This is a genomic window from Roseibium sp. R5, from assembly GCF_055755305.1.
Genome location: NZ_CM146910.1, coordinates 3,093,896 through 3,108,809 on the forward strand (window position 1 = coordinate 3,093,896; position 14,914 = coordinate 3,108,809).

The window sequence follows — 14,914 nt, forward strand, 5'->3', positions numbered from 1 at the left end:
GGGAGGTAAGCAGCACTTACCTCCCGGCCGAGCATCGAAGGAGATGGATCATGAATCATGAGGTCATGAACCTGTTCAACCAGCAGGCTCCCGCACAGACCTTCGACAATATCAAGATCTCTCTGGCCAGCCCGGAGAAAATCTTGTCCTGGTCATTCGGTGAGATCAAAAAGCCGGAAACCATCAACTACCGGACATTCAAGCCGGAGCGTGATGGTCTTTTCTGCGCGCGCATCTTTGGCCCGATCAAGGACTACGAATGTCTTTGCGGCAAATACAAGCGCATGAAATACAAAGGCGTTATCTGCGAAAAGTGTGGTGTTGAAGTCACGCTTTCCCGTGTACGCCGTGAACGTATGGGTCACATCGAGCTTGCAGCTCCGGTGGCGCACATCTGGTTCCTGAAGTCCCTGCCGAGCCGCATTGGTTTGCTGCTCGACATGACGCTCAAGGATCTGGAACGCGTTCTGTACTTCGAAAACTATGTCGTTCTGGAGCCGGGTCTGACCCCGCTCAAGCAGCACCAGCTTCTGTCTGAAGAAGACTACGTTGCTGCTCAGGACGAGTACGGTGAAGACGCCTTCACCGCGATGATCGGTGCAGAAGCGATCCGCGAGATCCTGATGTCTATGGATCTAGAGCGCGAGTCTGAAAAGCTCCGCCAGGAAATTGCTGAAGCAACGACCGAGCTGAAGCCGAAGAAACTGGCCAAGCGCCTGAAGGTCATTGAAGCCTTCATGGAATCGGGCAACCGTCCGGAGTGGATGATCATGACCGTTGTTCCGGTCATCCCGCCGGATCTGCGCCCGCTGGTTCCGCTCGATGGCGGCCGGTTTGCAACGTCGGATCTCAATGATCTGTACCGCCGCGTGATCAACCGGAACAACCGTCTGCGCCGCCTGATGGAACTCCGTGCTCCGGACATCATCATCCGGAACGAGAAGCGCATGCTTCAGGAGTCTGTTGACGCCCTGTTCGACAACGGCCGCCGCGGCCGGGTCATCACCGGTGCCAACAAGCGTCCGCTGAAGTCTTTGTCCGACATGCTGAAAGGCAAGCAGGGCCGCTTCCGTCAGAACCTTCTCGGGAAGCGCGTTGACTATTCCGGCCGTTCGGTCATCACCGTGGGTCCGGAACTCAAGCTGCACCAGTGTGGTTTGCCGAAGAAAATGGCGCTTGAGCTGTTCAAGCCGTTCATCTATTCGCGCCTCGACGCCAAGGGTTTCTCTTCAACTGTCAAACAGGCGAAGAAGCTCGTTGAAAAAGAGCGTCCGGAAGTCTGGGATATCCTGGATGAGGTGATCCGCGAGCACCCGGTTCTCCTGAACCGTGCGCCGACGCTTCACCGTCTTGGCATTCAGGCGTTCGAACCAACCCTGATCGAAGGTAAGGCGATCCAGCTGCACCCGCTCGTTTGTTCCGCGTTTAACGCTGACTTCGACGGTGACCAGATGGCTGTTCACGTTCCGCTGTCGCTCGAAGCACAGCTGGAAGCGCGGACGCTGATGATGTCCACGAACAACATTCTGCACCCGGCAAACGGTGGCCCGATCATCGTGCCGTCGCAGGATATCGTTCTCGGTCTCTACTATCTGTCGATCATGGCAGAGAAAGAGCCGGGCGAGGGCATGGCTTTCTCCGATATCGGCGAGATCCACCATGCGCTGGCCAACAAGGTCATCACGCTACACACGAAGATCAAGGGCCGGTTCCGTTCGATGGATGCCGAAGGCAACCCGATCTCCGACATCTTCGAGACAACACCGGGCCGGATGCTGATTGCAGAACTTCTGCCGAAGCATCACGAAGTGCCGTTCGACGTTGCCAACAAGCTGATGACCAAGAAGGACATCTCCAAGATGATCGACACGGTTTACCGTGCTTGCGGTCAGAAGGAGACGGTTATCTTCTGTGACCGGATCATGCAGCTCGGCTTCAAGAACGCATGTAATGCTGGCATCTCCTTCGGTATGGACGACATGGTCATCCCGGACACCAAGCAGAAGCTTGTCGGGGAAACCGCGGCGCTCGCAACCGAATACGAGCAGCAGTACAATGACGGTCTGATCACCCAGGGCGAGAAGTACAACAAGGTTGTCGACGCCTGGGCGAAATGTACCGACAAGATCGCTGACGAGATGATGGCCCGCATTAAGGCGGTTCAGATCGATGAGGAGACCGGACGCCAGAAGCCGATGAACTCGGTCTACATGATGTCCCACTCCGGTGCGCGTGGTTCGCCTCAGCAGATGAAGCAGCTGGCCGGTATGCGTGGTCTTATGGCCAAGCCGGACGGGTCCATCATCGAGAACCCGATCATCTCGAACTTTAAAGAAGGTCTCTCGGTTCTCGAGTACTTCAACTCCACCCACGGTGCCCGTAAGGGTCTTGCCGATACGGCGTTGAAGACTGCGAACTCCGGGTACCTGACCCGCCGTCTCGTGGACGTTGCGCAGGACAGCATCATCCTTGAACCGGATTGTGGCTCCGAGCGTGGCATCACCGTGGCGCCGATCGTCGACGCGGGTAACGTCATTGCCTCTCTGGGCATGCGCGTTCTCGGCCGGACAACTGCGGAAGACGTGCACAACAATGCCACCGGCGAAATAATTGTTCCGAAGGGACATTTGATCGACGAGAAGGATGTTGATGCGATTGAAGCTGCAAAAGTTCAGCAGATCAAGATCCGTTCAGTCCTGACCTGTGAAACCGAGACCGGTGTATGTGCGACCTGTTATGGCCGTGACCTTGCACGTGGCACTCCGGTTAACATGGGCGAGGCTGTTGGCGTTATCGCTGCACAGTCGATCGGTGAGCCGGGCACTCAGCTGACCATGCGGACGTTCCACATTGGTGGTACGGCGCAGGTTGTCGACTCATCGTTCATCGAGTCCAACGTCGATGGAACGATCAAGATCCGGAACCGCTCTGTACAGCGCGACTCGGAAGGTAATCTGATTGCCATGGTTCGCAACATGTCCATCGTTGTCATCGACAGCGACGACAATGAGCGTGCCGTTCACCGGGTTGCTTACGGTTCCAAGCTGCATGTTGATGAAGGTGACGCGGTCAAACGCGGTCAGCGGATCGCTGAATGGGATCCGTACACTCGTCCGATGCTTGCCGAAGTTGATGGTGTCGTGGACTTTGAGGACCTGGTTGACGGGGCTTCTGTTCAGGAAACCGCCGACGAGGCAACCGGTATCACCAAACGTGTCGTCATTGACTGGCGCTCTTCGCAGCGTGGCGCGGATCTCAAGCCGGCGGTTGTCATCAAGGACGCCAAAGGTTCCGTTGCCAAAAACCAGCGTGGATCCGATGCCCGCTTGATGCTGTCCGTGGACGCAGTTCTCTCGGTTCAGCCGGGGGCCTCGGTAAAGGCCGGTGACGTGCTCGCACGTATTCCGCTGGAAAGCGCCAAGACCAAGGACATCACTGGTGGTCTGCCGCGCGTTGCGGAACTGTTCGAGGCTCGCCGTCCAAAGGATCATGCTATCATCGCAGAAATCGATGGTACGATCCGCTTCGGTCGCGACTACAAGAACAAGCGTCGTGTCATCATCGATCCGGCAGAGGAGGGCGCCGAGCCCGTCGAATACCTCATCCCGAAAGGCAAGCACTTCCACCTCCAGGAAGGCGATGCCATTGAAAAGGGTGAGTACATCCTCGACGGTAACCCGGCACCGCACGACATTCTGGCTGTTAAGGGCGTTGAGGCACTCGCCGCCTATCTCGTCAACGAAATTCAGGAAGTCTATCGTCTGCAGGGCGTGACCATCAACGACAAGCACATTGAAGTGATTGTTCGTCAGATGCTTCAAAAAATCGAGATCACCGATCCAGGCGAAACGGAGTTCTTCTCCGGCGAGCAGATCGACAAGCTCGACTTTGAAGAGGCAAACCGCAAAGCTGTCGATAATGCCCGTGACCCCGCAAAGGGCGTTCCCGTCCTTCTCGGGATCACCAAGGCGTCGCTGCAGACACGCTCGTTCTTCTCCGCCGCCTCCTTCCAGGAGACGACCCGCGTTCTTACCGACGCGGCGGTCAACGGCAAGACCGACCCGCTGGTCGGCCTCAAGGAGAACGTCATTGTTGGCCGTCTGATCCCGGCCGGTACCGGCGGAGTCATGAAGCGGATCCGCAAGATTGCATCCCATCGCGACGACCTGATCCAGGAAGCGCAACGGGCTCAGTCTTCGGAAAGTGCCGCAGAAGGCCTTCTGGAAGACATGACCGGCGCTGCGGAGTAAGCTTCGGCAACAGTCAAATCATGAAAGGCCGCCTCCGGGCGGCCTTTCTCGTATCGAACGAGTTAAGGAGGGTTGCCCTCATGAATGACAATGACCTGGAACTGGACCCCGTGGTCTACATCGTCATCGGCCGCGTCTGGCAGGATGAAAATACATCTCCGGATGCAGCGATCACGATCCATGCTCTTTTGACAGCACCAGATGATGACGATGCTGTGCGCAAGACCTTGGAAGCTCTGTCGTCGCAAGGCTTCACGGAAGCGGAACTGGATCAAATCGGTGTCATCGACGGTGAACCGGATGAGCCTATCTATGAAGGCGCCTATCATGATGCTTTGTCGGGCAACGTGGCAATTGTCACGCTTGCCGACTAAGACATGTTGTAGGTAGTTCCGTTAGGACAATTAAATAGTATTGTCATCAGTCCTTATGTTTTGCCTCCGCCGTCAAAAGCGGAGGCTTATTTTATTTATAGTCTGAGTTGTCTTACGACAAAAATCCACTTTTCGTTTACGTAACGGGAAAAAACTAAACCCTGAATTGCAAATCGGAGGTTATACATGTTTTCTAGAATTTCAGTTGGCATGCGATTGGGCATGCTCATGGGGCTGGTGGTTCTTTGCTTGATTGGGATCCTTGGCGCGGCGGCTTACCAGGATCGCGACCGGTCATATGCGGAGCGGCGGATTGGCCTGACCCATCTTGTCAATGCGGCCACGAGCACGATTGAGAGTTACCATAAGCGAAGCATAGCCGGAGAGTTCACTGAAGAGCAGGCGCAAGAGTTCGCCAAGGAGGCGATCCGAGGCATGCGCTATGACAATGGCAATTATCTCTTTATCAACCTCCGCGGCGACGCGCTGATCATGCACCCCGCACGGCCGGATCTGGAGGGCATGACCTCCCAGGACCTCATTCGTGACTTCGGGTCGTCCAGTTTGCCGACTTTCTATGACATCGTGCAGAGCCGGGGCAGTGGTTTTCATGATTACGTTTGGCGCAGGCCGAATTCCGACGATCCGGCAGGCAAGACGGCCTATGTGACGATGTACCAGCCTTGGGAGTGGGTGATCGGGACCGGCGCCTACGTGGATGACATTGAAGCTGCATTTCAAAAGAACCTTGTTTGGCTTGCCGGGATCGCCCTTGGGTTGGTTCTGCTTCTGGCTATCGCTTCTCACTTCCTGATCCAGTCTATTACAAAGCCACTGGCGCGGACCGTCCAGGAAGCTGAAGCGCTTGCTGCCGGTGACACCGAGATCCAGTTCACTGATGCAGGCCGCAAGGACGAGATCGGGACAGTGGCCCGGTCGATCGCTGCTTTCCGGGATCGGATTTTTGAACAGCAGCGCCTTGCCCGGGAAGCTGCTGAAACGGCAGATGCTCAAACCCGCCGCCAGCATCTGGTGGAAGGTCTTGTGTCGCGGTTTCGCGAAAATGTCTCCCATTTGCTTACCGCGGTTGGTGACCGGATCGGAACTGTGAAGACAACGGCGACCGAATTGTCCGGTCTTGCAAGCGCATCTTCAGAGCGGGCAGCTGGAGCGAGCGGATCAGCGGACTCGGCCAACGGCAGCATTGAGACAACAGCCGCCGCGGCCCAGGAGCTCACATTTGCCATCCGGGAAATCAACTCGCAGGTGTCCAAAACCACGGAGGGCGTCCAAGGGGCGACGGAAGCTGCGAACAAATCCAGCCAGCGGGTCACCAGCCTGTCTAATGCCGCGATCAAGATCGGTGAGGTGGTGACGCTTATTCAGGCGATCGCCGAGCAAACCAATCTTTTGGCCTTGAACGCAACCATTGAGGCTGCGCGGGCCGGGGAGGCGGGCAAGGGGTTTGCCGTTGTTGCAGCTGAAGTGAAAGAGCTCGCAACACAGACCGCAAAAGCCACGGAAGAAATCAGCAACCAGATTGCCGACATCCAGGGCTCCACCAATGAAGCGGTGTCCGCGATTGACGAGATCACATCTCGTGTCGAGGAAGTCCGCAATTTCACTACCGCGATTGCTGCCTCTATCTCTCAGCAAGAGTCTGCAACAGAGTCGATTGCTCAAAGTGTCGTGCAGGCCGTTGAGCAGACAAAATCGGCCAAATCCGAAATGGAGATGGTTGTGACCTCTGCCCGGGAAACCGACGACGGATCGCTCGTCGTTTTGCGCGGCGCTGATGAAGTCGCCGAATATGCCGAGAAACTCCGCGGTGAGGTCGACACCTTCCTCGATTCTATCGCTGCTGCATAAGCAGTGCATTGGGAGTGGCAAAAGACCCGGGCACAAGAAACCGATGCCCGGGTCTGTGTGTTTCCAGGAGTCATGTTGTCTGCTAGTCCGCTTTTTCCAGCTGGAGGGCGGTGTCTCTAACAGCTGCGGCGATCGGATGTTGACGTGCTGGCCATGGCCTGTTCCGAAGGGTGCACATCCAAAGGTCTTGAAACAGTGGTTTTTCAAGTTCAGCGACGGCGACTTTATTGAGGCCGGAAAATGCATCGATCCCGCTGCGCGGCAAAACGGTATATCCGACACCTGATGTCATCGGCATTGGGATCTGGCCGATTTGATTGACGCTTCCGCGCAATCTCAGATTCTCGATCCCCGCATAGTCGTTGGGATAGTTCAGGCTGAGTAAGCGGTCCGCATAGCCATAACCATCCGGATGCCCAATAAAGCCCAGCTCCTGCAAAGCATCAAATTCCGGACGCATACCTCCGAAATCAGCGGGAAGGAGAAGGCACAATTCTTCGCGCCCAAGATGCTCAAAGTCCAAACGGGTGTGTGTAGGCTTTTCGCTCACGATGCCGAGATCAATGGTGTTGTCGAGGAGCCCTTCAATTATTTTGTTCTGCGGCATTGAATGGAGGTGAAGCGCAAGGGAGGAGTGATCGCCCATCAAGGCTAAAAGACGCGGGTAAAGGAGGAGGGCGAAACTACCCGAACATGCCAGTGTGCTCGTCCCGGTGCCGGGATCATCGTGGTTCAAGTTATGGAGCAGATCCTGTTCTTGTGTCCGCCATCTTTTGCCGAACTCCAAAACGGCTGTTCCCGCGGGGGTAAGCGTGAAAATTCTGCCCGAACGAACAACAAGATCCTGTCCGATTTGCTCCTCCAGCTTTTTCAAATGCTGTGAGACACCGGGCTGGGTCATGTTCAAACGTTGAGCTGTTTTCGTAAAGCTCTGAGTTTCGCAAAGAACAGTGAATGTCGTCAGCCAGTTCGAGTTCAGCACGATATCCTCGAGGATAACAAAAAGTAATTTCAAATATCCTATATGATAATTATTCAAAATGTCAGATGGAGCCTATCTTTGTAATCCAACAAGGAGAGACACCATGAAAATCACCCCGCGTTCATTTTCCCACATCGGTTTGTCGGTCCCGGATGTCGATGCCGCAGTCAAATTCTATTCCGAGGTTCTGGGATTTTACATCATCATGCCCGGCACTGAGGTGGTCGAGGACGACAGTGAAATCGGACGCATGTGTACCGATGTCTTCGGAGCAGGCTGGACCAAACTCAGGATTGCCCATTTGGCCACTTCAGATAGAATTGGCATCGAGCTGTTCGAGTTTGAAGGGAACCATCCGCCGGAGGACAATCTTGACTTCCGCAGGCATGGAACATTTCACTTCTGTATTCAGGATCCCGACGTTGAGGGTTTGGTGGAGAAGATTGTTGCTGCGGGCGGCAAACAACGTATGCCGATCCGGGAATACTATCCTGGTGAGAAACCGTATCGGATGGTCTATGTGGAAGATCCGTTCGGCAGTGTTTTCGAAATCTACAGCCACAGCTATGAGCTCACATACTCTTCCGGCGCCTACGCAGCACCGACAGAGTGATTTTGGGGCCATGTTTGCTGCATAGCTGCCATGCTAATGTTGGAATCAGTAGCCGGAATTCAGTGCCGGCCCTGTTTGCTTGATGAAACCTGCAGGATTGGCATGATTTGAATCACTGGCTTAACCATTGATTCACTGTTTGGAATCGGCCGATCTAACTGCAAAATCACAAACGAACAACAGAAGCTTGGTTGACGAAACAATCTTACAATCGGGCGGTGTCTGGTGGAGAAAAATGACGCGGATTTCTGCGGTTTTGCGGAAATGCGGAATTTCCAACAAATCACTTGACGCAAAGGGTGCATCTGAGTAGTTTCCGCGCATCCCAAGGGCAGGCGGTAAGAGCGAACCCTCCAGCGCTTCTGAAAAGCGCAGGACACAGTCCTCTTAAACGCTGCCGGGTCACATAGGCGAATACGCGTCGATTGCATGACCGCGAGGCAACTCGTGGTCCTCTGGTTTTTCGCAGCGCCGGCCGCTCTAAATGGAGCGCGCGGGCGCGATTCTGCATGTTTGAACACATGCGGCGTCAGCGGGGGACTGCAGTTGCACAAAAGTTTTTGGATGGACAAGGTAAAGGGCACAGAATGCCGACCATCAACCAGTTGATCCGCAAGCCGCGGAAAGATCCGCCGAAGCGGAACAAAGTGCCGGCCATGGAGGCCTGCCCGCAGAAGCGTGGTGTTTGCACCCGCGTATACACAACCACTCCGAAGAAGCCGAACTCGGCTCTGCGTAAAGTGGCGAAAATCCGTCTGACCAACGGCTTCGAAGTCATCGGTTACATCCCGGGTGAAGGTCACAACCTTCAAGAGCACTCGGTTGTGATGATCCGTGGCGGCCGTGTGAAAGACTTGCCGGGTGTCCGCTACCACATCATCCGTGGTGTTCTGGATACCCAAGGCGTCAAAGATCGTAAGCAGCGTCGTTCGAAATACGGCGCGAAGCGGCCGAAGTAAGGAGCACATTAGATGTCCCGTCGTCACCGCGCCGAAAAACGCGAAATCAACCCGGATCCGAAGTTCGGGGATATGGTCGTCACAAAGTTCATGAATTCCATCATGTACGACGGCAAGAAGTCCACTGCAGAGCGCATCGTTTACGGTGCTTTCGACGTGGTCGAGAACAAGACCCGCGAGAACCCGATTGAAGTGTTCCACGCTGCTCTTGAGAACGTTATGCCGCAAGTGGAAGTTCGTTCCCGCCGCGTTGGCGGTGCGACCTACCAGGTTCCGGTTGAGGTTCGTAGCGAACGCCGTCAGGCGCTTGCAATCCGCTGGTTGATCGCAGCTGCGCGCAACCGCAACGAAACCACAATGGTTGATCGTCTGTCCGGCGAATTGCTCGATGCGGCAAACAACCGTGGTACCGCAGTTAAGAAGCGCGAAGACACCCACCGGATGGCAGACGCCAACCGCGCATTCTCGCACTATCGCTGGTAATTTCGACTTTGAAGGGCTGACGCTATGTCGCGCACGCATAAAATCGAGGACTACCGTAACTTCGGCATCATGGCTCACATCGATGCTGGTAAGACGACCACCACCGAGCGGATCCTCTACTACACTGGTAAGAGCCACAAGATCGGCGAAGTTCATGACGGCGCTGCCACCATGGACTGGATGGAGCAGGAGCAGGAGCGTGGCATCACGATCACTTCTGCTGCAACAACCGCGTTCTGGAATGAAAAGCGCCTGAACATCATCGACACCCCGGGACACGTTGACTTCACTATTGAAGTCGAGCGCTCCCTGCGTGTTCTTGACGGTGCGGTTGCTCTTCTGGACGCAAACGCCGGTGTTGAGCCGCAGACTGAAACTGTTTGGCGCCAGGCCGACAAGTACAACGTCCCGCGGATGATCTTCGTCAACAAGATGGACAAGCTCGGCGCCGATTTCGATCGCTGCTGCGAGATGATCAAGTCCCGTCTTGGCGCAACTCCGCTGGTCATGCAGCTGAACATCGGTGCGGAAAGCGAATTTGCCGGTGTTGTTGATCTGCTGAAGATGAAGGCGCTGATCTGGCAGTCCGAGAACCTCGGTGCTGCTTGGGATGTTGTCGACATCCCGGCTGAACTTGCCGACCGTGCGCAGGAAATGCGCGATGCCCTGATCGAGACTGCTGTCGAGATCGATGAAGAGGCTATGGAAGCTTATCTTGAAGGCGAAGAGCCGTCCTTCGAAAAGATCCAGCAGCTGATCCGCAAGGGCACCATCAACGGTGACTTCGTTCCGGTGTTCTGCGGTTCTGCATTCAAAAACAAGGGCGTACAGCCGCTTCTTGATGCAGTGGTTGACTACCTGCCGAGCCCAGTTGAAGTTCCTGCGATTAAGGGTATCGATCCGAAGACCGAAAGCGAAGCGGAACGTAAATCCTCTGATGAAGAGCCGCTCAGCATTCTGGCATTCAAGATCGCAAACGATCCATTCGTTGGTTCCCTGACGTTCTGCCGTATCTATTCCGGTGTTCTGAACAAGGGGGTGTCCCTGCTCAACACCGTGAAGGATAAGAAAGAGCGCGTCGGTCGCATGATGCAGATGCACTCCAACTCGCGTGAAGACATCGACGTCGCATATGCTGGCGACATTGTTGCGATCGCAGGTCTCAAGGACACCACAACAGGTGACACGCTCTGCGATCCGCTGAAGCCGGTCATCCTGGAGCGGATGGAATTCCCTGAGCCGGTTATCGAGATCGCGGTTGAGCCGAAGACCAAAGGCGACCAGGAGAAGATGGGCCTCGCCCTGAACCGTCTGGCTGCTGAGGATCCGTCCTTCCGGGTTAAGACCGACGAAGAGTCTGGTCAGACCATCATTGCTGGTATGGGCGAATTGCACCTCGACATCCTTGTCGACCGCATGAAGCGCGAGTTCAAGGTTGAGGCGAACATCGGTGCGCCGCAGGTTGCTTACCGCGAAACCATTACGAAATCTGCAGACGTGGACTACACCCACAAGAAGCAGTCTGGTGGTTCCGGTCAGTTCGCTCGCATCAAGATCACGATCGAACCGGCAGAGCCGAACGAAGGCTTCGTCTTCGAGAGCAAGATTGTCGGCGGTAACGTTCCGAAAGAGTACATTCCGGGCGTTAGCAAGGGTATTGAAAGCGTCATGTCGTCTGGTCCGCTGGCCGGCTTCCCGATGCTCGACATCAAGGCAACTCTTACCGATGGTGCCTACCACGATGTTGACTCCTCGGTCCTTGCCTTCGAGATCGCGGGCCGTGCCGGTTTCCGCGAAGGTATTGCCAAGGCCGGACCTAAGCTCCTTGAGCCGGTCATGAAGGTCGAGGTTGTTACCCCTGAAGATTACATGGGTGACGTGATTGGTGACCTGAACTCCCGCCGCGGCCAAATCGCGGGTACGGAGAACCGGGGCATCGTGACTGTCATCACCGCAATGGTGCCGCTGGCCAACATGTTTGGTTATGTGAACAACCTGCGTTCCATGTCTCAAGGCCGCGCTCAATACTCGATGGTGTTCGATCACTACGAGCAAGTGCCGCAGGCTGTCGCCGAAGAGGTTCAGGCGAAATACGCCTGACCCCAACCTCTTGAATTAATAAAGAATTAGAGAAACGGAGTACTCCGATGGCGAAGGAAAAGTTTGAGCGCAACAAGCCGCACGTCAACATTGGCACGATTGGCCACGTTGACCACGGCAAGACGACGCTGACCGCTGCAATCACGATGACGCTGGCTGAAGCTGGCGGTGCGACTGCAAAAGCATATGACGAGATTGACGGCGCGCCTGAAGAAAAGGCACGCGGCATCACCATCTCCACGGCGCACGTTGAGTATGAGACGGAAAACCGTCACTACGCTCACGTTGATTGCCCTGGCCACGCCGACTACGTGAAGAACATGATCACCGGTGCTGCCCAGATGGACGGCGCGATCCTTGTTTGTTCTGCAGCTGACGGCCCGATGCCGCAGACCCGTGAGCACATCCTGCTTGCGCGTCAGGTTGGCGTTCCGGCACTTGTCGTGTTCATGAACAAGGTTGACCAGGTCGACGACGAAGAGCTTCTCGAGCTCGTCGAAATGGAAATCCGTGAACTGCTGTCTTCCTATGAGTTCCCGGGCGACGACATTCCGATCGTCAAGGGTTCTGCTCTGGCAGCTGTTGAAGACCGCGATGCAGCCATTGGCCGTGACGCAATCCGTGAGCTGATGGCTGCTGTTGACGACTACATCCCGACGCCTGAGCGTCCGAAGGATCAGCCGTTCCTGATGCCGATCGAAGACGTGTTCTCGATCTCTGGCCGCGGTACTGTTGTGACCGGCCGTGTTGAGCGTGGCATCGTCAAGGTGGGTGAAGAGGTCGAGATCGTCGGCATCAAGGACACCACCAAGACAACGGTTACCGGCGTTGAAATGTTCCGCAAGCTGCTGGACAGCGGTGAAGCAGGCGACAACATCGGTGCTCTGATCCGCGGCGTTGGCCGTGAAGATGTTGAGCGTGGCCAGGTTCTTTGTAAGCCGGGTTCTGTGACCCCGCACACGAAGTTCAAGGCAGAAGCCTACATCCTGACGAAGGAAGAGGGTGGCCGTCACACGCCGTTCTTCACCAACTACCGTCCGCAGTTCTACTTCCGTACGACGGATGTGACCGGTGTGGTTTCTCTGCCGGAAGGCACGGAAATGGTGATGCCTGGCGACAACGTCTCTGTTGACGTTGAGCTGATCGTGCCGATCGCCATGGAAGACGGTCTGCGCTTCGCGATCCGCGAAGGTGGCCGCACCGTCGGCGCCGGCGTCGTCGCCTCTATCATCGAATAATCGACAGCCGGGCCTGCTGGCACCTTAGTAAAAGTGAATGCGGGCAGGCCCGCCAGTCTTATTGGGAACAACAACAATGAACGGTCAGAATATCCGGATCCGCCTGAAGGCTTTTGACCACCGTATTCTCGACGCTTCCACCAAGGAAATCGTCAATACGGCCAAGCGGACCGGTGCACAGGTACGGGGTCCCGTGCCGCTGCCGACGCGGATCGAGAAGTACACAGTGCTTCGTGGCCCGCATATCGATAAGAAAAGCCGCGATCAGTTCGAGATGCGCACACATAAGCGCCTTCTCGACATCGTTGACCCGACACCGCAGACCGTGGACGCGCTGATGAAGCTCGACCTGGCCGCTGGCGTCGACGTCGAGATCAAGCTCTGAGGCGAGGCGAAGGGGACACATCCATGCGTTCTGGAGTGATCGCTCAGAAAGTGGGCATGACCCGCATCTATAATGATGCAGGCGAACATGTTCCGGTCACAGTATTGCGGCTGGAAAACTGCCAGGTGGTTGCCCACCGGACTGACGAAAAGAACGGTTACAACGCACTGCAGCTCGGTGCCGGTACCCGTAAAGTAAAAAATACGCCGAAGGCACTGCGCGGTCACTTTGCTGTTGCAAAGGTTGAGCCGAAGCGGACCGTGGTCGAGTTCCGCGTTTCTGCGGACAACATGATCGACGTTGGCGCGGAAATTACCGCTGACCACTACGTCGAAGGCCAGTATGTCGACGTGACCGGAACTTCCATCGGTAAAGGCTTTGCCGGTGTTATGAAGCGTCACAACTTCGGTGGTGGCCGTGCATCGCACGGTAACTCGATCTCGCACCGCTCACACGGTTCTACCGGTCAATGTCAGGATCCGGGCCGCGTGTTCAAGGGCAAGAAAATGGCCGGTCACATGGGTGATGCCCGCGTGACCACGCAGAACCTCAAGGTTGTGCGCACTGATGTTGAGCGTGGCCTGATCATGGTCGAAGGCTCTGTACCGGGCGCCAAGGGCGGCTGGATCCAGGTCCGCGACGCGATCAAAAAGGCGCTGCCGGACAACGTTCCGGTCCCGGGTGCTTTCAAGGCGTCCGAAGCGGCTGAGGCTGCCGGGAAGGAGAGTGAGTGATGGAACTCCAGGTCAAGACCCTCGAAGGTGGGGCGGCCGGTTCGATCACGGTGTCTGACGAGATCTTTGGTCTCGAGCCGCGCACCGATTTGATCCACCGCGTTGTGCGCTGGCAGCTTGCCAAGCGCCAGGCGGGTACCCACAAGACGCTTGGTCGTTCGGAAGTTACTGGTTCCACGAAGAAATTCGTGCGCCAGAAAGGTTCCGGCGGCGCGCGTCACGGCAACAAGAAGGCTCCGCAGTTCCGCGGCGGTGGTAAGGCATTCGGTCCGGTCGTTCGCGATCACGGCCATGACCTGCCGAAAAAAGTCCGCGTCCTCGGCCTGAAGCATGCTCTGTCCGCGAAGGCAAAGGCAGACAGCATCGTTGTTGTTGAGGATGCAAAGGCTGCTGAAGCGAAAACCAAGGCTCTCAAGTCCCAGCTGAACAAGCTTGGCCTGACCAGCGCTCTGGTGATCGACGGCGCCGAAGTTGATAACAACTTCGCACTGGCGTCCCGCAACATTCCGCACCTGGATGTGTTGCCGGTTCAGGGCATCAACGTTTACGACATCCTGCGCGCCAACACCCTGGTGTTGACGAAAGCTGCGGTGTCCGCACTTGAGGAGCGCTTTAAATGAGCAATCTTCCTCACTACGACAAGATCGTTGGCCCGGTAATCACCGAAAAGTCGACGATGGCTTCTGAAGAGAACAAGGTTGTCTTCAAGGTTGCCAACGATGCAACCAAGCCGGAAATCAAGGCCGCTGTCGAAGCACTGTTCGGCGTCAAGGTCACGGCAGTCAACACTCTTGTCCGCAAGGGCAAAGTGAAGCGCTTCCGCGGACGTCTTGGCCGCCAGTCTGACTTCAAGAAGGCCGTCGTAACGCTGCAGGAAGGTCACGCAATCGACGTGGCCACCGGGCTCTAAGACGGGGACTTAAGAAA

Annotated in this window: 13 protein-coding genes; 12 read left to right on the forward strand and 1 reads right to left on the reverse strand. The window is 56.0% G+C overall.

All coding sequences use genetic code 11. From position 1 onward, the window contains the following. The first annotated feature begins 50 nt into the window (after nucleotides 1–50). The 3 genes from rpoC to AC0J4F_RS14495 all read left to right on the forward strand — a co-directional run bounded on the left by rpoC (nucleotide 51) and on the right by AC0J4F_RS14495 (nucleotide 6,493). Nucleotides 51–4,250 carry a DNA-directed RNA polymerase subunit beta' gene (rpoC, locus tag AC0J4F_RS14485; protein WP_473023835.1) on the forward strand — a complete coding sequence of 1,400 codons (4,200 nt, stop codon included), beginning with the start codon at nucleotides 51–53 and terminating at the stop codon, nucleotides 4,248–4,250. A gap of 80 nt (nucleotides 4,251–4,330) precedes the next feature. Then, nucleotides 4,331–4,624 carry a transcriptional regulator gene (locus AC0J4F_RS14490; protein WP_209173845.1) on the forward strand — a complete coding sequence of 98 codons (294 nt, stop codon included), beginning with the start codon at nucleotides 4,331–4,333 and terminating at the stop codon, nucleotides 4,622–4,624. A gap of 186 nt (nucleotides 4,625–4,810) precedes the next feature. Further along, on the forward strand, nucleotides 4,811–6,493 hold the full coding sequence (locus AC0J4F_RS14495) for a methyl-accepting chemotaxis protein (protein ID WP_473023836.1): 1,683 nt from the start codon (nucleotides 4,811–4,813) through the stop codon (nucleotides 6,491–6,493). Nucleotides 6,494–6,575: 82 nt separating this feature from the next. On the opposite strand, the gene AC0J4F_RS14500 is transcribed toward AC0J4F_RS14495, so the two are convergent. Next, nucleotides 6,576–7,532, reverse strand: coding sequence for a LysR family transcriptional regulator (locus AC0J4F_RS14500; protein WP_473023837.1), 957 nt, complete (start codon nucleotides 7,530–7,532; stop codon nucleotides 6,576–6,578). A gap of 46 nt (nucleotides 7,533–7,578) precedes the next feature. Here AC0J4F_RS14500 and AC0J4F_RS14505 point away from each other — a divergent pair, with 46 nt between their 5' ends. The 9 genes from AC0J4F_RS14505 to AC0J4F_RS14545 all read left to right on the forward strand — a co-directional run bounded on the left by AC0J4F_RS14505 (nucleotide 7,579) and on the right by AC0J4F_RS14545 (nucleotide 14,897). Next, a complete protein-coding gene (locus AC0J4F_RS14505; protein ID WP_473023838.1) occupies nucleotides 7,579–8,088 on the forward strand; it encodes a lactoylglutathione lyase family protein in 510 nt (169 codons plus the stop codon). 587 nt (nucleotides 8,089–8,675) lie between these two features. Then, a complete protein-coding gene (gene rpsL / locus AC0J4F_RS14510) occupies nucleotides 8,676–9,047 on the forward strand; it encodes a 30S ribosomal protein S12 (RefSeq protein ID WP_006936459.1) in 372 nt (123 codons plus the stop codon). Between the two features lie 12 nt (nucleotides 9,048–9,059). Further along, nucleotides 9,060–9,530, forward strand: a complete 471-nt coding sequence (gene rpsG / locus AC0J4F_RS14515) for a 30S ribosomal protein S7 (RefSeq protein ID WP_133946854.1) — start codon at nucleotides 9,060–9,062, stop codon at nucleotides 9,528–9,530. Nucleotides 9,531–9,554: 24 nt separating this feature from the next. After that, the gene (gene fusA / locus AC0J4F_RS14520; RefSeq protein ID WP_133946855.1) at nucleotides 9,555–11,630 is read left to right on the forward strand and encodes an elongation factor G; all 2,076 of its coding nucleotides are present in this window, start codon (nucleotides 9,555–9,557) and stop codon (nucleotides 11,628–11,630) included. A gap of 47 nt (nucleotides 11,631–11,677) precedes the next feature. Beyond that, nucleotides 11,678–12,868 (forward strand): elongation factor Tu, encoded by a 1,191-nt coding sequence (tuf, locus tag AC0J4F_RS14525; protein WP_133946844.1) that lies wholly within the window; start codon nucleotides 11,678–11,680, stop codon nucleotides 12,866–12,868. A 76-nt stretch (nucleotides 12,869–12,944) separates the two neighbouring features. Next, nucleotides 12,945–13,253, forward strand: a complete 309-nt coding sequence (gene rpsJ, locus AC0J4F_RS14530) for a 30S ribosomal protein S10 (RefSeq protein WP_006936455.1) — start codon at nucleotides 12,945–12,947, stop codon at nucleotides 13,251–13,253. 23 nt (nucleotides 13,254–13,276) lie between these two features. Further along, the gene (rplC, locus tag AC0J4F_RS14535) at nucleotides 13,277–13,987 is read left to right on the forward strand and encodes a 50S ribosomal protein L3 (protein WP_133946856.1); all 711 of its coding nucleotides are present in this window, start codon (nucleotides 13,277–13,279) and stop codon (nucleotides 13,985–13,987) included. Further along, nucleotides 13,987–14,607: a 50S ribosomal protein L4 gene (gene rplD / locus AC0J4F_RS14540; protein ID WP_133946857.1), complete on the forward strand. Its 621-nt coding sequence runs from the start codon at nucleotides 13,987–13,989 to the stop codon at nucleotides 14,605–14,607. Before rplC ends, rplD begins: the two co-directional genes overlap by 1 nt. After that, on the forward strand, nucleotides 14,604–14,897 hold the full coding sequence (locus AC0J4F_RS14545; RefSeq protein WP_008196252.1) for a 50S ribosomal protein L23: 294 nt from the start codon (nucleotides 14,604–14,606) through the stop codon (nucleotides 14,895–14,897). Before rplD ends, AC0J4F_RS14545 begins: the two co-directional genes overlap by 4 nt. The last annotated feature ends 17 nt before the right edge of the window (nucleotides 14,898–14,914 follow it).